General features: G+C 68.9%; 18 protein-coding genes. 12 read left to right on the top strand and 6 right to left on the bottom strand.

Annotated features, from left to right (window positions below):
- Positions 1-4: 4 nt before the first annotated feature.
- The 12 genes from FBZ90_RS01280 to FBZ90_RS01225 all read left to right on the top strand — a co-directional run bounded on the left by FBZ90_RS01280 (position 5) and on the right by FBZ90_RS01225 (position 15,627).
- The gene (locus FBZ90_RS01280) at positions 5-985 is read left to right on the top strand and encodes an alpha/beta hydrolase (RefSeq protein ID WP_145729209.1); all 981 of its coding nucleotides are present in this window, start codon (positions 5-7) and stop codon (positions 983-985) included.
- Between the two features lie 49 nt (positions 986-1,034).
- A complete protein-coding gene (locus FBZ90_RS01275) occupies positions 1,035-1,268 on the top strand; it encodes a hypothetical protein (protein ID WP_145729207.1) in 234 nt (77 codons plus the stop codon).
- Positions 1,269-1,313: 45 nt separating this feature from the next.
- A complete protein-coding gene (locus FBZ90_RS01270; protein WP_145729205.1) occupies positions 1,314-2,135 on the top strand; it encodes an alpha/beta fold hydrolase in 822 nt (273 codons plus the stop codon).
- A 174-nt stretch (positions 2,136-2,309) separates the two neighbouring features.
- Positions 2,310-3,170, top strand: a complete 861-nt coding sequence (locus FBZ90_RS01265) for an alpha/beta fold hydrolase (RefSeq protein ID WP_145729203.1) — start codon at positions 2,310-2,312, stop codon at positions 3,168-3,170.
- A gap of 32 nt (positions 3,171-3,202) precedes the next feature.
- The gene (locus FBZ90_RS01260; RefSeq protein WP_145729201.1) at positions 3,203-4,054 is read left to right on the top strand and encodes a fumarylacetoacetate hydrolase family protein; all 852 of its coding nucleotides are present in this window, start codon (positions 3,203-3,205) and stop codon (positions 4,052-4,054) included.
- A gap of 40 nt (positions 4,055-4,094) precedes the next feature.
- Positions 4,095-5,081, top strand: coding sequence for a C-terminal binding protein (locus FBZ90_RS01255; protein WP_186455539.1), 987 nt, complete (start codon positions 4,095-4,097; stop codon positions 5,079-5,081).
- 88 nt (positions 5,082-5,169) lie between these two features.
- Positions 5,170-6,906 carry a ubiquinone-dependent pyruvate dehydrogenase gene (gene poxB / locus FBZ90_RS01250; protein WP_145729197.1) on the top strand — a complete coding sequence of 579 codons (1,737 nt, stop codon included), beginning with the start codon at positions 5,170-5,172 and terminating at the stop codon, positions 6,904-6,906.
- Between the two features lie 125 nt (positions 6,907-7,031).
- On the top strand, positions 7,032-9,596 hold the full coding sequence (locus tag FBZ90_RS01245; protein ID WP_145729194.1) for an excinuclease ABC subunit UvrA: 2,565 nt from the start codon (positions 7,032-7,034) through the stop codon (positions 9,594-9,596).
- Between the two features lie 37 nt (positions 9,597-9,633).
- Positions 9,634-10,482, top strand: a complete 849-nt coding sequence (locus FBZ90_RS01240; RefSeq protein ID WP_145729192.1) for a CPBP family intramembrane glutamic endopeptidase — start codon at positions 9,634-9,636, stop codon at positions 10,480-10,482.
- Positions 10,483-10,564: 82 nt separating this feature from the next.
- Entirely contained in the window at positions 10,565-11,467 is a 903-nt protein-coding gene (locus tag FBZ90_RS01235; protein ID WP_145729191.1) for an alpha/beta fold hydrolase, read from the top strand.
- Between the two features lie 473 nt (positions 11,468-11,940).
- The gene (locus tag FBZ90_RS01230) at positions 11,941-14,358 is read left to right on the top strand and encodes a TonB-dependent receptor (protein WP_186455538.1); all 2,418 of its coding nucleotides are present in this window, start codon (positions 11,941-11,943) and stop codon (positions 14,356-14,358) included.
- A 192-nt stretch (positions 14,359-14,550) separates the two neighbouring features.
- Entirely contained in the window at positions 14,551-15,627 is a 1,077-nt protein-coding gene (locus FBZ90_RS01225; RefSeq protein WP_211101873.1) for an alpha/beta hydrolase, read from the top strand.
- Positions 15,628-15,689: 62 nt separating this feature from the next.
- On the opposite strand, the gene FBZ90_RS01220 is transcribed toward FBZ90_RS01225, so the two are convergent.
- Genes FBZ90_RS01220 through FBZ90_RS01195 form a run of 6 tightly spaced genes read right to left on the bottom strand, consistent with a single transcriptional unit; the run spans position 15,690 to position 22,532 of the window.
- On the bottom strand, positions 15,690-16,319 hold the full coding sequence (locus FBZ90_RS01220; RefSeq protein ID WP_145729185.1) for an isochorismatase family protein: 630 nt from the start codon (positions 16,317-16,319) through the stop codon (positions 15,690-15,692).
- Positions 16,316-16,942: a 3-isopropylmalate dehydratase small subunit gene (gene leuD, locus FBZ90_RS01215; RefSeq protein ID WP_211101872.1), complete on the bottom strand. Its 627-nt coding sequence runs from the start codon at positions 16,940-16,942 to the stop codon at positions 16,316-16,318. The genes FBZ90_RS01220 and leuD overlap by 4 nt, the downstream gene beginning before the upstream one ends.
- On the bottom strand, positions 16,939-18,375 hold the full coding sequence (leuC, locus tag FBZ90_RS01210) for a 3-isopropylmalate dehydratase large subunit (RefSeq protein WP_145729183.1): 1,437 nt from the start codon (positions 18,373-18,375) through the stop codon (positions 16,939-16,941). The genes leuD and leuC overlap by 4 nt, the downstream gene beginning before the upstream one ends.
- Before the next feature lie 44 nt (positions 18,376-18,419).
- A complete protein-coding gene (locus tag FBZ90_RS01205; RefSeq protein WP_145729181.1) occupies positions 18,420-18,713 on the bottom strand; it encodes a DUF1330 domain-containing protein in 294 nt (97 codons plus the stop codon).
- Between the two features lie 31 nt (positions 18,714-18,744).
- Positions 18,745-21,036 carry a beta-glucosidase family protein gene (locus tag FBZ90_RS01200; protein ID WP_145729179.1) on the bottom strand — a complete coding sequence of 764 codons (2,292 nt, stop codon included), beginning with the start codon at positions 21,034-21,036 and terminating at the stop codon, positions 18,745-18,747.
- Positions 21,037-21,074: 38 nt separating this feature from the next.
- Positions 21,075-22,532, bottom strand: a complete 1,458-nt coding sequence (locus FBZ90_RS01195) for an NAD-dependent succinate-semialdehyde dehydrogenase (protein ID WP_145729177.1) — start codon at positions 22,530-22,532, stop codon at positions 21,075-21,077.
- Positions 22,533-22,665: the final 133 nt, after the last annotated feature.

The following is a 22,665-nucleotide window of genomic DNA, read 5'->3' as shown; positions in this document are numbered from 1 at the left end:
TGCCATGATCCCCGAAGCGTTTTCCCCCTTCCCCATCACCCCGGACCACGGGGCGCGGCTGGACCCGGCCGCGTATTGCCTGACCCTGGATCCCGGCGTGCAGAGCTTCCTGGACCGGGTGGTGGAGGCCGGGCTGCTGCCCTACCGTCCCGGCCTGGAACCGGTGGCGCGGCAGGAGATCGCGGCGCGGCTGCAGGAAAGCGCCGCCCCGGTGGCCGACGCCGTAATCCGGGTGCCGGTGACAGACGGGGACGTGGCGCTTCGCGTCGTTTGGCCACTGGGCGCGGAAGGGAAACGGGTGCCGGTGGTCTTCTACCTGCACGGTGGACTTTGGGCTTTGGGCAGTTGGGCGACACATGGCGGGGCCGCGGCGGCGCTGGCCCTGGCCTGCGACGCCGCCCTGGTGTTCGTGGAGCCCGGATTGGTGCCCGCCCCCCTGGCCTTGAAACATGCCCGCGCCGCCCTGGACTGGGTGCGCGCCAACGGACGGGACCTGGGGCTGGACGTCGCCCGCGTCGCCGTGGCGGGCGACGGCAGCGGCTGCGCCATGGCAGTGTTGCTGGCCGCCGGCCTGCCCCCCAGCAACGGTTTCCGCGCCCAGGTGCTGTTCCATCCCCTGGTGGGCCCCGCCGCGCCGGACGTCCCCGCCACCCCCTGGCTGGACCGCGACGACCTGGCGGCGCTGATCACCCCAGCCTTTCCCGGCCAGCCGGCGTGGGCGGGCCTGTCCCCCCTGGATCTGCCGCCGGACCGCCTGCACCGCCTGCCCCCTACCCTGATCCTGACGGCGGAAGCCGACCTGGCCCGCGACGGTGGGGAGGCGCTGGCCCGCCGCATGATGGCGGCGGACGTGGAAACCAGTGCCGTGCGCCTGATGGGCTGCATCCACGATTTCTTCTGGCTGGACGGGCTGGCGGACACCGCCCCGTCCCGTGCCGCCTTCGCCATGGCCCGCGCCGCCCTGGCCGACGCCTTCCATCGCTGATCCCCCCTCTACCCCCCTCTGGCCCACCCCTAGCAAAGAGTGCCCCGCCATGCCCTCGACCACCCCCGCCCTGCGCGTTCTGCTGGCCTTGGCCGGCACCTGCTGCACCGGTCCCGGCGGCGGCGCCCTGGTGCTGGCCCAGGTCGACTGGCTGGCGCCCCGCCTGCGGGCCTGGGCCGGGAAAAAATGGGGGGCCGAAAAGCGGGGCCTGGTGGGGAAGTGGTTGATCAAGACCGCAAAATTCAGCCAGCCGCCGACCTTTCCTTCAATCCCGGCCGGTTGAGGCTGGCTAGTGTCCCAAAACCATCCCAGACCATGAGGAAATACCATGACCACGCTGACCCTGCGCGACGGCACGGAACTCTATTACAAGGACTGGGGCCAGGGGCAGCCGGTCCTGTTCAGCCACGGCTGGCCGCTGAGCGCCGACATGTGGGAATACCAGATGCTGCACCTGGCCCGGAACGGCTACCGCGCCGTGGCCTTCGACCGCCGCGGTTTCGGCCGCTCCAGCCAGCCCTGGGACGGCTATGATTATGACACCCTGGCCGACGACATCGCCCAGTTGATCGAGCATCTGGACCTGCGGGACCTGGTGCTGGTGGGCTTTTCCATGGGCGGCGGCGACGTCGTGCGCTATCTCACCCGCCACGGCGCGGACCGGGTGGCCAAGCTGGCGCTGGTCAGCGCCGTGACGCCCTTCTTCCTGAAGACCGATGACAATCCCGAGGGCATGCCGGCCGAGGGCTTCGTGGGCGTGCGCGACGCCATCGCCAACGACCGACCCCAGTTCGTGGCCGATTTCAGCACCCTGTATTTCGGCACCAACCGGCCGGGGTCCGCCGTATCGCAAGGCATTCTGGACCAGACGCTGCAAATCGCGGCGCAAGCGTCCATCAAAGCCACCATCGACTGCGTCACCGCCTTTTCCGAAACCGACTTCCGGCGCGAGATGGCGGACATCCGCCTGCCCACGCTGATCATCCACGGCGATGACGACCAGACGGCGCCCATCGGCATCACCGCGGAGGCCAGCGCGCGCCTGATTCCCGGGGCCCAATTGAAGGTCTATCCCGGCGCGCCGCATGCCACCTGCACCACCCACCGGCATCAGGTCAGCGCCGACCTGCTGGCTTTCATCCGCGGCTGAGGCTGCCGTTCCGTTTCGCGGGCGCCGTCGCAGCGTCCAGGGCAACGGCGCCCCCTTGCCCCTCAAATCTTCAAAGCGGCGGCGCCACCAACAAGACCGGGCGCCGCCGGGCGGGAAAGATCGGGGGGCCACACGAAACGGCCCGCACGAACCGGTGAGGAGCAAGCCCCGGCCATGACCCAGAAACGCTACACCATCCAGGCGAACGGTATCCGCCAATACGTGGTGGAGGCGGGCGAGGGCCCGCCCGTCATCCTGCTGCACGGCTTTCCCGAGACCAACTACGCCTGGCGCTTCCAGATTCCCGCCCTGGCCGATCGGTACCGCGTCATCGCCCCCGACCTGCGGGGCTATGGCGAAACCGACAAGCCGGCGGCGGGCTATGACAAGCGCACCATGGCCCGCGACATCGTGGAACTGATGCGGGCGCTGGACATCCCCAAGATCGCCCTGGTGGGCCATGACCGGGGCGCGCGCGTCGCCACCCGCTTCGCCAAGGATCACCCGCACCTGGTGGACCGGCTGGTGGTGATGGACAACGTGCCCACCCGCATCGTGGCCCGCGACCTGAACGCCGCCATCGCCAAGTCCTACTGGTTCTTCCTGTTCCATCTGGTGCCGGATTTGCCGGAGGCCCTGATCGCGGGGCGGGAGCACATCTGGCTGCGCCACTTCTTCTCCGACTGGACCTTCGACCCCGGCACCATCACGGGCGAGGCGTTCGACACCTATGTCCGGGCCTACCAGGCGCCCGGCGCGGTGCGCGGCGCCATGGCCGACTATCGCGCCAACGCGGCGGATTTGGCCCAGGACAAGGCCGACGCCGACACCAAGATCGCCTGCCCCGTCCTGTCCCTGTGGGGCAATGACTTCCACGCCGTGGGCAAGCTGTTCGACATGGCCAAGGTGTGGGCCGAGATGGCCGACGACCTGGTCGCCGTTCCCATCCCCGATTGCGGCCACCTGCCCCAGGAGGAGCGGCCGGAAATAGTGAACACGCTGCTGCTGGATTTCCTGGCCCCCTGGAAGGGCTGACGCCCCGTCCCTTGAACCGACAGGATTAGCCGATGAAACTGGCACGTATTGGCGCGCCGGGCCGAGAGCGGCCTGCCCTGATGGATCCCGCCGGCCGCCTGCGCGACCTTGGCGCCCATATCCCCGACATAACTCCCGCCACCCTTGCCCCGGGTGAACTGGCCCGGTTGAAGGCGCTGGACATCGACAGCCTGCCCCTGGCCGCCGATCAGGCCGCACGCCTGGGCCCGCCCGTGGCCGGCGTGGGCAAGATTATCTGCATCGGCCTGAACTATACCGACCATGCGGCGGAGGTTGGCTTGCCCCTCCCGGTGGAGCCGACGATTTTTCTGAAGGGGTGCCACCCCACCGGCGCCAACGACCCCGTGACACTGCCCAAAGGATCGGAAAAGGGCGATTGGGAGGTCGAGCTGGGCATCGTCATCGGCCAGGGCGGACTGTACATCGAGGAGGCCCGGGCCCTGGAGCACATCGCCGGCTTCTGCCTGGTCAACGACTTGTCGGAACGGTCCTACCAGATGGAAAGGGGCGGCCAGTGGACCAAGGGCAAGAGCTTTCCCGGCTTCGCGCCCATGGGGCCCTGGCTGGTAACCCCGGACGACCTGCCGGGTTACGCCGAGGCGCCGTTGTGGCTGGAGGTTAATGGCCACCGCTGCCAGAACGGCAATACCCGCAACCTGGTTTTCGGCGTGGCCGCCATCGTCAGCTACGTCTCCCGCTTCTTCCAGTTGGAGCCAGGCGACCTCATCGCTACCGGCACGCCTGCCGGCGTGGGCCTGGGGCAGAAGCCGCCCGTGTTCCTGAAAGCCGGCGACGTGGTGACCCTGGGCCTGGATGGCCTGGGCACCCAGCGCCAGGAGATCCGCGCCTGGCCCGCCGGCTGACCCGACCCGGTCAAAGAGCCCGATCAAAGAGGACGACATCATGAGCCGACTGAAAGTCGTGATTTCCGACTATGTCTGGGACAGCGTGGACATGGAGCGCCGCATCCTGGGCCCGGATATCGAGGTGGTGGCCCTGCACACCAAGACGGAAGATGAGTTCCTGGAAGCGGCGGCCGACTGCGACGCCCTGCTGAACACGTATGCCGGGCCCATCACCGCCAAGGCCATGGCCCGCATGGGCCGCTGCAAGATCATCGCCCGCTACGGCATCGGCGTGGACACCATAGACCTGGACGCCGCCACCGACGCCGGCATCATCGTCACCAACAACCCGACCTATTGCGTGGAGGAGGTGGCGGACCACACCGTGGCCTTGCTGCTGAGCGCCGCGCGCAAGACGGCGCTGTTGGATCGCACGGTGCGTGACGGACGCTGGGACGTCATGGCGGCGGCCCCCATGCGGCGGCTGTCCACCCAGACCCTGGGCCTGGTGGGCTTCGGCAACATCGCCCGGCGGGTGGCCACCCGCATGGCCGCGTTCGGCGTTGCCGTGCTGTGGTATGACCCCTTCGTCAAGGCCGGGCAGTTCCAGGCCCCGGGTGAAAAGGTGGATTTCGACACCCTGCTGGCGCGGGCCGACTTTGTTTCCATCCACAGCCCCCTGCTGCCGGAGACGCGCGGACTGTTCAATGACGCGGTGTTCGCCAAGATGCGGCCCGGCGCCATCCTGGTGAACTGCGCCCGGGGCGCGGTGGTGGATCAGGACTCCCTTGTCCGTGCGCTGGACTCGGGCCGCCTGGCCGGCGCCGCCCTGGATACCACGGTGCCGGAGCCGCTGCCGGCGGACCACCCCTTGCGGAACCGCGACACCGTCATCCTGAACCCCCACGCCGCCTGGTATTCGGTCGAAGCCTTCGCCGAACTGCAAAGCGGCGCGCCGGGTGAGGTGGCACGCGCGCTGCGAGGCGAGATGCCGCTGCACGTCGTCAACCGCAAGGTCCTGGGCCGGTCGCGCGCGGGCCTGTAACCAACCGACGCCCCGGTGGAACCCATGCCACCGGGGTCCCGTTTGCCCCCTGATCCAGATCCCTGCCCTCATGAGGAGACCGCCGTCCATGTCCATGACCGTAGCCGATCAATTCGCCGCCACGCTGGCCGCCGCCGGCGTCAAACGCATCTATGGGGTCGTGGGCGACAGCCTGAACGGCCTGACGGACGCGCTGCGCCGGCGCGGCGATATCGAGTGGATCGCCGTCCGGCATGAGGAGGTGGCGGCCTTCGCCGCCAGCGCCGACGCGCACCTGACGGGCACCATCGCCGTCTGCGCCGGCAGCTGCGGCCCCGGCAACCTGCACCTGATCAACGGGCTGTTCGACTGTCATCGCTCGCGCGTGCCGGTGCTGGCCATCGCGGCCCACATCCCCTCGCCCGAGATCGGGTCCGGCTATTTCCAGGAAACCCATCCCCAGGACCTGTTCCGGGAATGCAGCCATTATTGCGAGCTGGTGTCCGACCCGTCGCAGATGCCGCGCAGCCTGGAGATCGCGCTGCGGACCGCCATCGGGGAGCACGGCGTGTCCGTCATCGTCATCCCCGGCGACGTCGCCTTGAAAGAGGCCGCGACCGACGCGCCGCTGAAGCCCGCCGGCCTGGTGCCGAAGCCGCCCGTGGTGGTGCCGGGGGACGAGCAGTTGGCCGCGCTGGCCGACCTGCTGAACGCCAGCCCCCGCGTCACGCTGCTGTGCGGGTCCGGCTGCGCCGGGGCGCACGAGGCGGTGGTGGCCCTGGCGGAAACGCTGAAGGCGCCCATCGTCCATGCCCTGAAGGGCAAGGAGCATGTGGAGTACGACAACCCCCATGACGTGGGCATGACCGGCCTGATCGGCTTTTCCTCCGGCTATTACGCCATGCTGGATACCGACATGCTGCTGATGCTGGGCACGGATTTCCCGTACCGCCAGTTCTACCCGAAGGGGGCGGACGTGACGGTGGCCCAGGTCGATATCCGGCCGGGCCAGCTGGGCCGCCGGGCGCCGCTGGACCTGGGCGTGGTGGGCGACGTCGGCGCCACCCTGCGCGCCCTGCTGCCCCGCCTGACGCCCCGGACGGACGGCGCGCACCTGGACAAGGCGCTGCGCCATTACCGCCGCACGCGCGCCGAGCTGGACGCCCTGGCGGCACCGGACCGCAGCGAAGGCATGATCCATCCGCAGCAGGTGGCCAAGGCGGTCAGCGACCTGGCGGCGGAGGACGCGATCTTCACCTTCGACGTGGGCCTGCCCACGGTTTGGGCGGCGCGCTATCTGGCCATGAACGGCCGGCGGCGGCTGATCGGCTCGCTCTGGCACGGGTCCATGGCCAACGCCATGCCCATGGCGCTGGGTGCGCAGGCGGCCTTCCCCGGGCGGCAGGTGGTATCGCTGTCGGGCGACGGCGGCTTCACCATGCTGATGGGCGATTTGCTGACCTTCAAGCAGCGGGGCTTGCCGGCCAAGATCATCGTCTTCAACAACGGCGCCCTGGGCTTCATCGAGGTGGAGCAGAAGTCCACCGGCTTCCTGCCCTTCGGCACCGGCCTGGACAATCCCAACTTCGCCGCCCTGGCGGAGGCCGTGGGCATCAAGGGCATCCGCCTGGAACGGCCCTATGAGGTGGAGCCGGGGCTGCGCGAGGCCTTCGCCCATGACGGCCCCGTGCTGGTGGACGCGGTGGTCGCCCGCACGGAGCTGCCCATCCCGCCCGCCATCAACGCCCAGATGGCCAAGGGCTTCACCCTGTACATGCTGAAGGCGGTGATGAGCGGCCGGGGCGACGAGCTGGTGGACCTGGCCAAGACCAACCTCTGGCACTGACCCATCGGGGAACACCGGGACCGCCGGGCGGGCGTCCGGGCCACCATCGTAGAATGCCCCCGGGCGCCCGCCTGTGGCACCTTGCCTCCTGACCGGGTCCCCCACCCCGGCGCGAGGAGGCAAGGATGCACGACCGTCATGATCCCGAAGACGCCGCCGAAACGGACACGGCCAAAGCCGGTTTCGTCCGCGTACGCGGCGCGCGGGAGCACAATCTGAAGACTGTCGACGTGGACATCCCGCGCGACGCTTTGGTGGTGTTCACCGGTGTCTCCGGCTCGGGCAAATCCTCCCTGGCGTTCAGCACCCTGTATGCCGAGGCGCAGCGCCGTTACCTGGAATCGGTGTCGCCCTACGCCCGCCGGCTGTTCCACCAGATGAGCGTGCCGGACGTCGACGCCATCGAAGGGCTGCCGCCGGCCGTGGCGTTGCAGCAGCAGCGCGGGTCGCCCACTGCCCGCTCCTCCGTCGGCAGTGTCACCACCCTGTCCAACCTTCTGCGCATGCTGTATTCGCGCGCCGGCGACTATCCGCCGGGCCAAGCGCTGTTGGAGGCGGAGGCATTCTCCGCCAACACGCCTGAGGGGGCCTGCCCCACCTGCCATGGCTTGGGCCGGGTGCATGAGGTGACGGAGGCATCCATGGTGCCCGATCCGTCGCTGACCATCCGGGAGCGGGCGGTGGCGGCCTGGCCCACCGCCTGGGGCGGGCAGAACCTGCGCGACATCCTGATCACCCTGGGCATCGACGTCGACACGCCCTGGCGCGACCTGCCGCAAGAAACGCGCGACTGGATCCTGTTCACCGAGGAACAGCCGGAGGTGCCGGTCTATCCCGGCTTCACCGCCGCCGAGGTGCGGGAAGCGATCCGCCGAAAGCTGCCGCCCAACTACATGGGCACCTTCTCCAGCGCCCGCCGCCACGTCCTGCACAGCTTCGCCACCACGCACAGCGCGATGATGAAAAAGCGGGCGGCCAGCTTCATGGTCAGCAGCCCTTGCCCCACCTGCGCCGGCAAGCGGCTGCGCCCGGAATCGCTGTCCGTGACCTTCCAGGGGCTGGACATCGCGGCCATGGGCCAACTGCCGCTGAAGCGCATCGCGTCCCTGTTCGCCGCCTATGCCGACGACGGGTCGGAACGGCTGCGGGACCTGCGCCGGGCGCGGCCGGAAACAGCCATCGTCATCACCCGTATCGCCGCCGACCTGTGCCGGCGCCTGGCCGTGCTGCTGGATTTGGGCCTGGGCTATCTGACGCTGGAGCGCAGCACGCCCACCTTGTCACCGGGGGAATTGCAGCGTCTGCGGCTGGCGACGCAGGTCGTCTCCAACCTGTTCGGCGTGGTCTATGTGATGGATGAGCCGTCGGCGGGCCTGCACCCGGCCGACACCCAGGCGCTGCTGCGCGCGCTGGATGGGTTGAAGGCGGTGGGCAATTCCCTGTTCGTGGTCGAGCATGACCTGGACGTGGTGCGCCACGCCGACTGGATCGTCGATGTCGGCCCCGCGGCGGGGGAGGGCGGCGGCCAAATCCTTTACAGCGGTCCGCCGGAGGGCTTGCGCGCCGTCGCGGCCTCAGAAACCGCCCGCCATCTGTTCGCGGCGGACCACCGCCCCCGGCCGGCGCGGCGCGAACCGGCGGGTTGGCTGCGCCTGGCAGGCGTGACGCGCAACAACCTGAAGGCCCTGGATTGCGCCTTTCCCCTGGGCTGCCTGACCACCGTCACCGGCATTTCCGGCTCCGGCAAGTCCAGCCTGGTCAGCCAGGCGCTGGTGGAACTGGTGACCAAGGCCTTGGGGGCGCCCGTGGCGGTGGAGGAGGAGCCCGCCGACGCCGAAGCCCTGCTGGAGCAGGAGCCGGCGGCGGAGACCGAGGGCCGGATCGAGGGGGGGCTTTCCGGAATCAAGCGGCTGATCCGCGTGGACCAGAAGCCCATCGGCCGCACCCCCCGGTCCAACCTGGCGACCTATACCGGCCTGCTGGACCACGTGCGGGCGTTGTTCGCCGACACGCCGGAGGCCAAGCGGCGGCGCTATGACGCCGGCCGCTTCTCCTTCAACGTGGCCAAGGGGCGCTGCCCCCGCTGCGAGGGCGAGGGCTTCGTCATGGTGGAACTGCTGTTCCTGCCCAGCGTCTACGCCCCCTGTCCCGTCTGTCACGGCAGCCGCTACAACGCCCAGACGCTGGAGATCACCTATCGCGGCAAGACCATCGCCGATGTCCTGGGCCTGACGGTGGCGGCGGCCAGCGACTTCTTCCATGACGTACCCGCCGTGCGCCGGTCCCTGACCGTGCTGCGGGAGGTGGGACTGGATTACCTGCGCCTGGGCCAGCCGGCCACGGAGTTTTCCGGCGGGGAAGCGCAACGCATCAAGCTGGCGACGGAGTTGCAGCGGGCGCAGCGAGGCGGAGCGCTCTACGTGCTGGATGAGCCGACCACCGGCCTGCACCCCAGCGACGTGGACCGGCTGCTGGCCCAGTTGGACGCCCTGGTGACCGCCGGCAACACGGTGGTGGTGGTCGATCACGACATGGGGGTGGCGGCAGCCAGCGACTGGGTGATCGACATCGGCCCCGGTGCCGGGGACGAGGGTGGGCGCGTGGTGGCGGCTGGGCCGCCGGACCTGGTGGCCGCCTGCCCCGACAGCCGCACGGCGCGCCACTTGCGGCCCTTCCTGCCGCTGGGTTAGGGAAAGCGGCCCCATCCCCTGCGCAGACTGGATGCCGATGCCCGCCCTGCCCTGGATTTTACTGGCGATGGCCACCGCCGCCGCCTGGACGGACCGCTTCCGCCCCTGGGTGCCAACATTGCTGGGCGGGACCATCGCGGTGGCGGCCGCGAACGGCCTGCTGGGCTGGCCCGCGGGCCTGGCCCTGGGTCTGCTGGCCGTTATGGCCTGGGCGGTGCGCGAAAACCGGCCCACTGTTGTGCGACGGGTGGGCCACGGACTGTTCCTGGTGCTGGCCGTGGCCCTGTCCGCCCATCTGTGGCCCGGCTTTCACAACCCGCGCGTCATGGGGCCGGCCCCCATTACCCCGGATGCGGTGCCCTTCACCCTGTACCTGAACCTGGACAAGCCCTTGGTGGGGCTCTGGCTGCTGGCCTTCGTGCCGGCGGTGCGGGCCTTGCGCCCGCCAGGCCGGACATTGGCCGTAGCGGCGGTCGCCTGGTTGGCCACGTCGGCCGCCTGCCTGGCCGCCGCCCTGATCCTGGGCATCGTGGCCTGGGCGCCGAAATGGCCGGCCGGTACCGGCCTGTGGCTGCTGGACAACCTGACCTTCGTGGCGGTGGCGGAGGAGGCCCTGTTCCGGGGCTACATCCAAGCAGGCCTGGCGCGGTGTCTGCGCCACCGGCGCTGGGGTGAGCCCCTGGCCCTGGTGGCGGCGTCCGCCCTGTTCGGCCTGGCCCATGCGGGCGGGGGGCTGCCCTGGGTCATCCTGGGGGGCGTTGCCGGCATCGGTTATGGCCTGGCCTATCGCCACGGCGGGTTGCCGGCGGCCATCCTGGCCCATGTCGGCCTGAACGCGACGCACTTTTTCCTGTTCACCTATCCCATGCTGCGCCCCGCCGCATAACCCTTGAAGCAGGGTGCTGGACAATGTCGAGATTGATATATAGATATACTTTTTAAATTGCGAGAAATCAGGGGGATGGGCGATGGCTTTGGTACGGCGCGCATATGTGGACGGGCCCTGTGGGCAGATGCATGTGCGGCAGGCCAAGCCACAGGATGACCAGGGCAAGCACGCGCCGCTGCTGTGCATCCATATGAGTCCCATGTCCAGCCGAACCTTCCAGGCCCTGTTGGGCGACCTGGGGGACGACCGGCACGCCATCGCCTTCGACACGCCCGGCTTCGGCCAATCGGACCCGCCGGACGCGCCCCCCAGCATCGCCGACTATGCCCGTTTCCTGGACGCGGGCCTGACGGCCCTGGGCGTCACCACGCCGGTGGATGTCTTCGGTTATCACACCGGCGCCATGATCGGCGTGGAGATGGCGCTGCTGTCGCCCACGCGGGTGCGGCGCCTGGTGACGGTGTCGGCACCGGTTTTCACCGATGAGGACAGGCGGCAGTTCGAGACTTATTACCACGGGCTGAGCGTCACGGCGGACGGCAGCCACGTGCTAGCCCGGTGGAAGAGCTTCCTTTACCACCACCTGCGGCCGGGCGTGACACTGGAGCATGTGGCGGAAGCATTCCCCGAGGCGCTGATCGCCGGACGCAAGGGGGAATGGGGACACAGCGCCGCCTTCGCCTATGACCTGGGCGGCCGCATGCCCTTGGTTCAGCAACCCTTCCTGATCCTGAACACGGGCGACGACCTGGATCTCTACACCCGACGGGCAGAGGGCCTGGCCCCCAGCAGCCGCATTTTGGAGGTGCCAGGCTGGGGGCACGGGTTCCTGGATCAGCACACGGCCGACGCCGCCGGACTGTTGCGCGCCTTTCTCAACGCCGGCGACGGCATGCCCGCTCCCAACGATGGCGTAAAGCCCCCGGCATCCGCGCTGGGCCCGCGCTATCCCGAGAGGCCGGGGGCCTTCGCCCCACGGTAATGGTTCGTGGAAAATTTACGAACCGGAATCCTTTCACGGCCACAGACATGAATAACCGACAAAAACCCCCTGCCAAAGGGCCATAAACTCACTTTATTCAAAATAAAACTTGGAAATACACAGTAAAACTGTAGAGCGGAAGGCCTTTGGCCCTCCCCCGAATCAGCTTGCGCGACCGCGATCGGACCCAGGTCTGCCCACCTAATGGACAGCCGGAGAGCTTCGCTTGAGACGTTCCGCGCCAAACCCAATCATTCAAAAAACAAAGTCAATCAGCCCTTCGATGTGGCCCCGTGATCTTGGACGGGACTGGGGGGCTGTCCGCACCTTCTTGCAAGGGGCGGCAATCACACTGGGGAAGCCGGCACTCGCAATGACGAGGCCAAATCTGGGAGAAGAAGATGTCTGTCTTGAGGATTGAGGGTATTTGGGGGGTCTCTCGGATTCCGCTGCTGGCCGCGATCGGGGTGATCATGGCGGCCACGTCGGCCGTCGCCGTCGAAGCGCCAAGCGACAAGAAGAATAAAGATGACGCGATGGAGCTGGATGAGATTGTCGTCACCGCGCGGAAGCGCGAGGAAGACATCCTGAAGACCCCCGTCTCGGTGGCCGCCGTCACCGGCGCCGAAATCGACCAGAAGGGCATCGTCTCCCTGAACAACCTGGCGGACCAGACGCCCGGCCTGAACATCAACAACAACTTCTCCGGCCGGTCCGACCGGTCGTTCCAGCAGATCATCCTGCGCGGCTTCACCCCGGCCACCACCGACACCACGCCGGTCGCCACCTTCATCGATGGCGTGCCCGTGTCGTCGGCCACCGCGGTGATGAGCGTGTCGAACCCCGAGCGCGTCGAACTGCTGCGGGGTCCGCAGTCCGCCTATTTCGGCCGCAATGCCTTCGCCGGCGCCCTGAACGTGGTGAACAAGCTGCCGGGCAACGACTATGGCGGCAGCGTCACCGCCATGGTGGGCACGCGCAACAACCGCCGCCTTCAGGCGGAAGTGGACGGCCCCATCGTCGATGACAAAGTGGGATTCCGCATCGGCGCCGACCATTATTCCAAGGACGGTTCCTACAAGAACGCCGCCAACCCGAGCCAGACCCTGGGTGACCAGTCATCCACCAGCGGCAACGCGCTGCTGACCGTGAAGCCGACGGAAAACCTGTCGATCAAGGCCTTCGGCCTGATCTCGCACGACGATGACGGCCCGGCCGCCATGGGTCTGCTGAGTGCGCGCCAGGTGAAGGACTCCAGCGGTAACATCGTGGTCCCCAACCTCAGCAACTGCACGGTCAACGGCAGCCCCTTCATCTGCGGCACCACCCCGTCGCTGCCCTCGGGCTCGCCCGCCGCCAACACCATCACCGACGCCTATGTGCGCAAGGCCCTGGCGGTGTCCACCAACCGCATCATCAGCCCCGGCGACGCCGCGCAGAAATACGGCCTGGTCCGCGATTACAAGCATGGCCACCTGACGGTCGATTACGAAATTCCGGACACCGGTTTCACCGTCAGCTCGCTGACCGGCTACAATCATGAGCAGTGGAGTTCGGTTTCCGACATCATCAACTATGACGGCTCCGGCATCGCCAACCCCACCTACACCACCACCAACGGCCAGCGCAGCACCTACAGCTCCGCCTACCTGGTTGAGAGCGTGACCGAGGACTGGTCGCAGGAAGTGCGTCTCAGCTATGACAACGGCGGGGCTTTCCGCGGCGTCGCCGGCTTCAGCTACCTGGACAGCACGTCCCTGCGCACCACCGACTCCCTGGACACCATCATCGCCAACAACCGCGTCACGCCGTCCGGCAAGTCCGAGACGGAGACGTTGAGCGGTTTCTTCGGCCTGACCTACGACATCACCAGCAAGCTGACGGTCAGCGCCGAAGGCCGCTATCAGGTGGACAAGCTGTATTCTTACATCGCCTCCACCGGGAACCAGACCATCACCGACAGCACGTTCCTGCCGGCCGGCACCTACAAGGCCGGCTCCCTGCTGGGCAGCCGCGACTTCAATAACTTCCTGCCGCGCTTCATCGTCCAGTACCAATGGACCGACGACCTGATGACCTATGCCTCGGTGGCCAAGGGTGTGAACACCGCGGCGCTGAACACCGTGGTCGCCAGCTATTCCGGTCAGACGGCGGCCGTCGCCAAGAGCCTGGGCATCGACCTGTTCGTGAAGCCGGAAAAGGTCACGACCTATGAACTGGGCATCAAGGGCAAGGCGCTGGAAGGTGCCATGAACTTCACCGCCGCCGGCTATTATTCCCAGTGGCGCGACCAGTTGAACCAGGTCATCCAGACCTTCGTTCTCAACGGCGGCGGCTTCGGCAGCGTGTTCGGCACCATCAACGCCGGCAGCACCGACATGAAGGGCTTGGAGTTGCAGGCCAATTACCGCCTGAACCACATGATCACCTTCAACGCCGGCGGCGCCTACACCGATACGGACGTGCAAGAGTACAAGGCACCCCTGGTCACCAACTACAGCGGCATCACCAACTTCAAGGGCAAGCAATTGCCCCTGACCTCCAAATACTCCGCCACCACGGGCGTCATGTTCAACGGCAGCCTGAAAAGCTGGGGCGACGCCACCTGGTTCAGCCGCGTGGACTATATCTACAAGTCCGGCTTCTGGACCGACGTCGCCAACATCCTGAAGACCGAGGACGCGCACGTCGTCAACTTCCGCACGGGCATCACCAAGGGCCCGGTGTCGGTCGACTTCTTCGTGAACAACCTGTTCGACAACACCAGCTATGTGTCGGCCTCCGACAACATCCTGTTCAGCCCCGGCTCGACCAACTACAACTACTCCACGATCCAGGTCGGCCTGCGTGAGCGCCGGACCCTGGGCCTGCAGATGAAATACAAGTTCTGATCAAGCTGTAAGGGGCGCATGCGGACCACCCGCGTGCGCCTTTTTTCTTGGCGACTTTTTCACCTATGGCTCTTATCGAATGACGGAGCGATGATGCGTCGAGTTATTCCGTTTATCACTTATTCCCTATTGCTTTCCATTTCCGCTGGCGCGGCCGCAGCCGCGCTGCCAGCGTGCGAGGAACGGTCCTTCATGCAGCCGCCGCTGTTCTACCCGTCGGTGGAACCGCAGGCCGACGGGCGTGTCACCTTCCGCCTGTGCGCCACGGGAGTGCGCGAGGCGCGCGTCTTCGCCGGCGAGGTGAACGGCGTGCCCACCGGCCTGGACGGCACGCCGCCCGGCCTGACCATGGCCCAGGATGAGCAAGGCTACTGGTCGGCGACGACGTCGGCACCGGTGGCGCCGGGCGTCTACACCTACGCGTTCAAGGTCGATGGCCTGCGGGTCGCCGATCCGCAAGGCGTGCGCTTCGCCGAAGGCTTCGGCGGTCCGCAGTCCGTCTTCGAGATCGCCGGGCCCGACGTGGCCAACCAGCTGTACAAGGCCGACGTGGCCCACGGCCTGGTGTCGGTCCTGGACTATCAATCGTCCAGCCTGGGCCTGCGCCGCCGCGCCCATGTCTACACCCCGCCGGGCTATGAGGCGGGTGGCAAGGAGCGTTACCCCGTCCTGTACCTGGTCCATGGCTACAGCGACAGCGACGACGCCTGGACGGCCAAGGGCAACGCCAACCTGATCCTCGACAACCTGATCGCGGCCGGCAAGGTGAAGCCGATGATCGTGGTGATGCCGCAGGGCCATACGCCCATGCGGGAGGGCGTCCAGGGAATGGAGAACACCGACTTCGGCGCGGACCTGCTCAAGGATCTGGTGCCCTATGTCGACGCGCATTTCCGCACGGTGGCCAAGCCGGAGGCGCGGGCCATGGCCGGCCTGTCCATGGGCGGCGCCCACACCATCCAGTTCGGGCTGCCCCATCCGGAGATTTTCGGATCCATCGGCGTGTTCAGCATCGGCCTGTTCGGGGACGACCAGGTGGCGCGCTACCTGGCGGCCAACGATACCAAGCTGAAGGCGCGGGCCAAGACGTCTGGCCTGGTCTACTACGCCGTGGGCAAGAGCGACCCCGTCTTCAGCGGCGTGGCGCCCACGCGCAAGGTGCTGGATCAGTACGGGATCAAGTACGTCTACAATGAAAGCGCCGGGGGCCACACCTGGATCAACTGGCGGGCCTACCTGGAAGATTTCACCCCGCGCCTGTTCCGCTGAGGCGGGCTGGTGTAACGGGGCCAACGCCGCCCGGGGGTCGCCCCCCAGGCGGCGTTTTTTCGTCAGCGCATCAGCGTGCCGAGGAAGGCGAGGGCGTCGCCCTCCCCCACAACGTCGGCGTACTTGGCGTTCATGTCGAACAGGTTGGCGTCGTGCGGGGCCTGGTGGCGGTCACCGCAGGCCTCGGCGATCACCGCCGTGCGGAAGCCGTGGGACATGGCATCGACACAGGTGGCGCGCACGCAGCCGCTGGTCGTCAGTCCGGTCAGCAGGACGCTGTCCACGCCCAAAGCCGTCAGGGTCGAGGCCAGGGAGGTGCCGAAGAAGGCGCTGGGATACTGCTTGCTGACCACCAGCTCGTCTTCCTCCGGCACCAGCCCGGCCGGCCAGCCCCCCATGGGATTGCCCTTCAGGAAGTAGCGCAGCGGGGCGGCCTTCTCATAGAAGCGGCCACCGTCAATGGCGGTTGGGTGATACACGACGTTGGTCAGGATGACCGGCACCCCCACCGCCCGCGCCGCGGCCCGCACCCGCAGGGCAGAGGCCAGCGCATCCTCCACGCCCGCGTAAAGATCGCAGGCGGGGTCGAAATAGCCCTGGCAGAAGTCGATCATGATCAGCGCGGGGCGTGCCCCGAACCCGACCCGCGTGCCGTAGGCGCGGGCGTAATTTGCGGCCAAATCGTCAGTCATGCGTCGGTCTCCGCGTCAAACAGCCAGGGCTGCAGCCGCCGGTGGCGGCCCTCGAATGTCTCAATGTCGGCGCCGTGGGCGTTCAGCAGGGTCGCCGTCTCGTCCCAGCCGTTCAGCAGGGCGCGCCGGCGTTCCGGGTCGATGGTGAACGGCAACGGGGCCTTCCCCGCGACCGTCACCGCCTGCGCCTCCAGATCCACCTCGAACGCCCTGGCCTCAACGGCGTCAGCGCTCAAGGCCGCCACCTGCTCGGGCGGCAGGGTGATGGGCAGGACGCCGTTGCGGTGGCAGTTCGCCTGGAAAATCTCTCCGAAGCTGGGGGCGATGACGCAGCGGATGCCGCGCCCCAGCAGGGCCCACACCGCCTGTTCGCGGCTGGACCCCGACCCGAAGTTCGCGCCCGCCACCAGGATGGGCGCCTCCCGCCAGGCGGGCTGGTTGAAGACGAAGTCCGCCACCTCGCTGCCATCGGCATGGAAGCGCCGGTCATGGAAGGCGTAGGGGCCCAGGCCCAGGCGGGCCGTGATCAGCAGGAAGCGCGCGGGATAGATGATGTCGGTGTCGACATTCTCTTCCGGCAGCGCGGCGGCCGCCCCGGCCACACGGACAAAGGGCTGGATCATCGCATTTCCTCCACGGGGCCCGTCGCCGGCATCGCCGTCAACGCGCGCACGTCCGTCAGCTTGCCGGTCACGGCGGCGGCGGCGGCCATGGCCGGGCTCATCAGATGGGTGCGGCCGCCGGGACCCTGCCGCCCCTCGAAATTGCGGTTGGACGTGCTGGCGCAGCGCTCACCGGCGGCCAGGCGATCGTCGTTCATGGCGACGCACATGGAACACCCCGCGTGGCGCCATTCGAAGCCCGCCGCCCGGAACACGGCGTCCAGACCCTCCGCCTCCGCCTGGTGCTTGGTGGCGGTGGAACCGGGCACGACGATGGCACGCACCCCGGACGCCACCCGGCGTCCGCGCGCCACAGCGGCGGCGGCGCGCAAATCCTCGATACGGCCATTGGTGCAGGACCCGATGAATACCCGCTGGATGGGAATGTCGGTCAGGGGCGTGCCCGGTCGCAGGTCCATATAGGCCAGCGCCTTTTCCGCGTGGCGGCGGGCGCTGTCCTCGCCCAGCGTCGCCGGCTCGGGAATGGACGCGGTGATGGGGGCGGCCTCATCCGGGCTGGTGCCCCAGCTGACGTGCGGCGCCAGGTGGGACACGTCCATCGTCACCACCCGGTCGAACACCGCGTCCGGGTCGGAGCGCAGGCCCCGCCAGTAGGCGACCGCCTGGTCCCAGCGGGGCCCCTTGGGCGCCAGGGGACGCCCTTTCAAATAGGCGAAGGTCACCTCGTCAGGCGCCACCAGGCCGACGCGGCCGCCAGCCTCGATGGTCATGTTGCACAGGGTCATGCGGGCGGCCATGGACATGGCCTCGACCGCCGGGCCGGCATATTCCACCGCATGGCCGCTGGCGCCCAGGGCCCCGATGCGGGCGATGACGGCCAGGGCGATGTCCTTGGCCGTGACCAGCGGATGCGCCTGGCCGACCAGGTCCACCCGCAGGGTCCGCGCCCGCCGCTGCTTCAGGCATTGGGCCGCCATCACCGTGCCGCACTCGCTGGCGCCGATGCCGAAGGCCAGGGCGCCAAAGGCACCGTGGGTGGTGGTGTGGCTGTCGCCGCACACCAGCGTCATTCCCGGCAAGGTATAGCCTTGCTCCGGCCCGATGACATGGACGATGCCCTGCAGATCCCCGTCCAGCGGCCGGTAGGGCACGTCGAAGCGGCGGGCGTTGTCCTCCAGCTCCGCGACCTGGGCCCGCGCCAGCGGATCCTCGATCTCCCCGCCCCGCACGCGGGTGGGCACGGCGTGGTCGGCCACGGCCAGATGGGTGTCCGGCCGGCGCAGGCGGCGGCCGGCATCCCGCAGGGACGCGAACGCCTGCGGGCTGCTGACCTCATGGACCAGGTGCCGGTCGATATACAGCAGCGTTTCTCCGCCGGGCAGCTCGGCCACGGCGTGGCTGGTCCACAGTTTCTCATACAGCGTCTGGGGCATCGAACCTTTGGTCCTGCTAAAGAGGGTCCCGCTATCGGGGCTTGTCAGGCCGGATCGGCCAAAAGGCGCGTCTCCACCGTTCCCGCCCCCTGCCGCAAGGCCGCCGCCGCGCGATAGGTGTCGGAGTGGACGTAGGCGCGCGCGGCCTCGACCGTGGGGAACCGGATGACCACCACCCGCTCCTCCGGGTCCACCGCACCCTCCACCACCTCATCCACCTTGGCCCGCACCAGGTATTCGCCGCCATGCGCCTCCGCCAGGCCGGCGATGCCCTTCAGGTACGGCGCGAAGCGGGCGGGATCGGTGATACGGATGGTGGCAACGATGTGCGCGGGCATGGGGCGGAACCGGTGTCAGGGTTTCAGGGGGTCAGGGCTTCAGGGACAGGGCGGGTAGCGACAGCCTGGCGGTCGGCCCGTCGGCGGTGGCGTGCGACGCCAGCACCAGAGGCACCAGGCCGGCCGTCACCTTCCAGACGGCGCCGTCGGCGTCGAAGCGGGCGATGAGCCGGGGGTCGATGGGCAGGGTCACGGTGGCGCTGTGGCCCGGCGCCAGTTCCAGGCGCTTGAAGGCCACCAGCCGGCGCACCGGCTTGCCATCGGCGGCAGGAACCAGCGCATAAACCTGGGGCACGTCCACCCCCGGCCGCGAGCCGGTATTGGTGACGGTGAAGCGCACCGAGGGCGCGGCACCGCCCTGGGCGGCGAAACCGCCATGGCGGAAGCGGCTGTAGGACAGGCCGTAGCCGAAGGGGAACAGGGGTTCCCGCGCCGTCCGGGCATACCAGCGGTAACCCACGTCGGCGCCCTCGACATAAGCGACGTCGAAGGCCTGGACGCCGCCGGTGATGTCCACGGTGGTGGCGCCCGGGGTGCGCGGCTTGGACGCCTGCGCGGCCGCGGCGGCCTTCACATTCTCCAGCCCGGGAATGCGCGGGCGGGGCGCCTGGGCCTCGGCCGCGGGGAAGGTGAGCGGCAGGCGGCCGCCGGCATCGACCTCGCCGAACAGCACGCGGGCGATGGCCTCGCCCCCCTGGTCGCCGGGATACCAGGCCTCCAGCACGGCACCCACCTTGCCCAGCCAGGGCATCAGCACGGCGCCCCCCGTTTCCAGCACCACGGCGGTGCGCGGGTTGGCCGCCGCCACGGCGGCGATCAGGGCGTCCTGGCCATCCGGCAGGGCCAGGGTCTCCAGGTCGATGGCCTCGGTCCGCCACTGCTCGGCGAAGACCAGCACCGCGTCGGCGCCCCTGGCGGCGGCAGCGGCACGCGCCGGATCGGACCCGTCCAGATAGGTGACCTCCGCCCCCGGCAGCCGGGCCTTAAGGGCGGCCAGGGGGGAGGACCCGTGGTAGGTGATCTTGATGAAGCCCAGGTTGGCCGGCCCGTTGGGGATGGGCAGGCGCAGCGGCGTGCCGCTGACGGCCTGGACCTGCGAGGACCCGCCGCCGGACAGCACGCCGATATCGGCATGACCGCCGATCACCACCACCCGCTTCAGCGCGGTCGACAGCGGCAGCAGGTCCCCTTCATTGCGCAGCAGGACGGCGCCCGCCTCTGCCGCGCGCCGGGCCACCAGGCCGTGGGCGGCATAGTCGATGGCCTGCGGCATGTCGGGCGCCGGCCGGTCGACCAGCCCCCGGTCGAACAGGCGCCCCAGGATGCGGCGGACCATGTCGTCCAGCCGCGCCGCCGGGACGGCGCCCTGGTCCACCGCCGCCCGCAGCGGGTCGCCAAAATACACCTCGCGATCCAGCTCCTGCCCGGATTCCTGGTCCAGCCCGGCCAGGGCCGCCTTGACGGTGGAATGCACCCCACCCCAGTCGGACATGACCCAGCCGGGGAAACCCCAGTCGCGCTTCAGCACCTGGTTCAGCAGCCAGTCATTCTCGCACGACCAGTCCCCGTTCACCTTGTTGTAGGCGCACATGACGGAGTCCGGGCGCCCCCGCTCCATGGCGACCTGGAAGGCCAGCAGGTCGCTTTCCCGCAGGGCCGCTTGGTCGATGCGGGCGTCCAGGACATAGCGCCCGCTCTCCTGCGCGTTCAGGGCGACATGCTTGAGGGTGGAGATGATGCCGTTGTCCTGCACCCCCCGGATGGCGGCCCCGGCCATCACGCCGGTCAGCCACGGATCTTCGCCCAGATACTCGAAGTTGCGGCCGTTCCAGGGGTCGCGGGTCAGGTTGGCGCCGCCGGCCAGCAGGACGTTGAACCCCTTGGCCCGCGCCTCGGCCCCGATCATGGCACCGCCCTCATACGCGATGTCGGGGTCGAAGGTGGCGGCGGTGGCCAAGCTGGACGGCAGGGCCGTGGCCACATCCCCCGGACGCATGGTGCCGCCATTGGCCACGCCCAGGCTGGCGTCGCTTTCATAAAGGTCGGGGATGCCCAGGCGGGGCACGCCCGGCACATGGCCGGCGCCGATGCGCTTGTCGTCGGGACGGGTCTTCTTGAGGATGGAGCCGAAGTTGCCATGAACCATGGCGATCTTCTCATCCAGCGTCATCTGGCCCAACGCCAGGTCGACGCGCCGGGGCGTGGGTAGGGTCGGGTCCAGCCAGGGCCGCGCCTCCTGGGCCTGGGCGGTGCCCGCTGCCAGCAACGCCCCCAGGCCGACACCGGCCCGCGCCAGCCACGACCACCAGCCCCTCGCCCGCATATCCGTCCCCCGCGTCCGCATCGCCGTTCCGTCCCCGCTCACAGGCCCAGGCAGAGGTATTTGACCTCCAGGTAGTCATCCAGGCCGTGGCGTGAGCCTTCGCGCCCCAGTCCGGACTGCTTGACGCCGCCGAACGGGGCCACCTCGGTCGAGATCAGGCCGGTGTTGACGCCGACCATGCCGGCCTCCAGCGCCTCCGCCACCCGCCACACCCGACCGATGTCGCGGGTGTAGACATAGCTGGCCAGGCCGTAGGCGCTGTCATTGGCCTGGGCCACGGCGTCGGCCTCGTCCTGGAAGCGGACGATGCCGGCCAGGGGGCCGAAGGTTTCCTCCTCCGTCAGGCGCATCCCGGGGGTGACACCGGACAGGACGGTGGGGGTGAAGTAGCTGCCGCCCAGGGCATGGCGGCCGCCGCCCACCACCACGCGGGCCCCCTTGGCCACGGCGTCGCCGACATGCTCCGCCACCTTGTCCACGGCGGCGGCGTCGATCAGGGGGCCGACCTCCACGCCCGGTTCCAGGCCGTTGCCCACGCGCAGCTCGGCCACGCGGCGGGCCAGCTTGTCCACGAAGCGGTCATGGATGCCGGCCTGGACATAAAAGCGGTTGGTGCAGACGCAGGTCTGGCCGCCGTTGCGGAACTTGGACGCGATGGCCCCATCCACCGCCGCGTCGACATCGGCGTCGTCGAACACCAGGAAGGGCGCGTTGCCGCCCAGTTCCAGGGACAGGCGCTTGATGGTATCGGCCGACTGGCGCATCAGGGTGCGCCCAACCTCGGTCGAGCCGGTGAAGCTGATCTTGCGCACCACCGGGTCGGCGGTCAGGGCGCCGCCAATGGCGCGGGCGCCGCCGGTGACGACGTTGAACACCCCCGGCGGCACGCCGGCCTCTTCCGCCAGCGCGGCCAGCGCCAGGGCGGAGAACGGCGTCTGCGACGCGGGCTTCAGCACCATGGCGCAACCGGCGGCCAGGGCCGGGCCCAGCTTGCGCGTGATCATGGCCGCCGGGAAGTTCCACGGCGTGATGGCCCCCACCACCCCGACCGGCTGCTTCAGGCAGACGATGCGGCGGTTGGCGGCGTGGGGCGGGATGACCTCGCCATAGGCGCGCTTCCCCTCCTCCGCGAACCATTCGATGAAGGCGGCGGCGTAGGCGATCTCCCCCCTGGCCTCGGCCAGCGGCTTGCCCTGTTCCCGCGTCAGCAGTTCCGCCAGGGCGTCCTGGTGGGCCAGCATCAGGTCATACAGGCGGCGCAGCACGCGGGCGCGGTCACCGGCGGTGCGCGCGGCCCAAGCATGGCGCGCGGCGTCCGCCGCCGCCACCGCCCGCGCCGTCTCCGCAGCCCCCATATCCGGCACGGTGCCCAGCATCTGGCCGGTGGCGGGATCGGTCACGGACAGGGTGCGCCCGCTGTCGGCATCGCACCACTGGCCCGCGATGTAGGCCTGCTGGCGGAGGAAATGGGTGTAGGGGAAGGAAGGCGTGGTCATGGCAATGCGGCGTCCGGTGTCGGGGGCGTGCAAGGATCGGGGGGCGTGCAGGCGGCAAGTCTTCCCCGGCGTCCGGCGTCGGGTCGACGCCGGAAGGGGGCCTTGGCCGCCACGCGGTCAAGGGCACGAGGCC

The sequence above is a fragment of the Nitrospirillum pindoramense genome (assembly GCF_007827955.1).
GTDB lineage: Bacteria > Pseudomonadota > Alphaproteobacteria > Azospirillales > Azospirillaceae > Nitrospirillum > Nitrospirillum amazonense_B.
The sequence above is the reverse complement of the archived record's forward strand: the minus strand, read 5'-3'. Positions and strand labels throughout refer to the sequence as shown.

What these genes read in the sequence shown, in the direction of transcription:
- FBZ90_RS01195 (WP_145729177.1), bottom strand. Translation starts at nt 22,532, where the DNA reads ATGACCACGCCTTCCTTCCCCTACACCCATTTCCTCCGCCAGCAGGCC.
- FBZ90_RS01270 (WP_145729205.1), top strand. Translation starts at nt 1,314, where the DNA reads ATGACCACGCTGACCCTGCGCGACGGCACGGAACTCTATTACAAGGAC.
- FBZ90_RS01265 (WP_145729203.1), top strand. Translation starts at nt 2,310, where the DNA reads ATGACCCAGAAACGCTACACCATCCAGGCGAACGGTATCCGCCAATAC.
- FBZ90_RS01205 (WP_145729181.1), bottom strand. Translation starts at nt 18,713, where the DNA reads ATGCCCGCGCACATCGTTGCCACCATCCGTATCACCGATCCCGCCCGC.
- FBZ90_RS01240 (WP_145729192.1), top strand. Translation starts at nt 9,634, where the DNA reads ATGCCCGCCCTGCCCTGGATTTTACTGGCGATGGCCACCGCCGCCGCC.
- leuC (WP_145729183.1), bottom strand. Translation starts at nt 18,375, where the DNA reads ATGCCCCAGACGCTGTATGAGAAACTGTGGACCAGCCACGCCGTGGCC.
- FBZ90_RS01220 (WP_145729185.1), bottom strand. Translation starts at nt 16,319, where the DNA reads ATGACTGACGATTTGGCCGCAAATTACGCCCGCGCCTACGGCACGCGG.
- FBZ90_RS01230 (WP_186455538.1), top strand. Translation starts at nt 11,941, where the DNA reads ATGGCGGCCACGTCGGCCGTCGCCGTCGAAGCGCCAAGCGACAAGAAG.
- FBZ90_RS01200 (WP_145729179.1), bottom strand. Translation starts at nt 21,036, where the DNA reads ATGCGGGCGAGGGGCTGGTGGTCGTGGCTGGCGCGGGCCGGTGTCGGC.
- FBZ90_RS01245 (WP_145729194.1), top strand. Translation starts at nt 7,032, where the DNA reads ATGCACGACCGTCATGATCCCGAAGACGCCGCCGAAACGGACACGGCC.
- FBZ90_RS01235 (WP_145729191.1), top strand. Translation starts at nt 10,565, where the DNA reads ATGGCTTTGGTACGGCGCGCATATGTGGACGGGCCCTGTGGGCAGATG.
- FBZ90_RS01280 (WP_145729209.1), top strand. Translation starts at nt 5, where the DNA reads ATGATCCCCGAAGCGTTTTCCCCCTTCCCCATCACCCCGGACCACGGG.
- FBZ90_RS01255 (WP_186455539.1), top strand. Translation starts at nt 4,095, where the DNA reads ATGAGCCGACTGAAAGTCGTGATTTCCGACTATGTCTGGGACAGCGTG.
- FBZ90_RS01275 (WP_145729207.1), top strand. Translation starts at nt 1,035, where the DNA reads ATGCCCTCGACCACCCCCGCCCTGCGCGTTCTGCTGGCCTTGGCCGGC.
- leuD (WP_211101872.1), bottom strand. Translation starts at nt 16,942, where the DNA reads ATGATCCAGCCCTTTGTCCGTGTGGCCGGGGCGGCCGCCGCGCTGCCG.
- FBZ90_RS01225 (WP_211101873.1), top strand. Translation starts at nt 14,551, where the DNA reads ATGCAGCCGCCGCTGTTCTACCCGTCGGTGGAACCGCAGGCCGACGGG.
- FBZ90_RS01260 (WP_145729201.1), top strand. Translation starts at nt 3,203, where the DNA reads ATGAAACTGGCACGTATTGGCGCGCCGGGCCGAGAGCGGCCTGCCCTG.
- poxB (WP_145729197.1), top strand. Translation starts at nt 5,170, where the DNA reads ATGTCCATGACCGTAGCCGATCAATTCGCCGCCACGCTGGCCGCCGCC.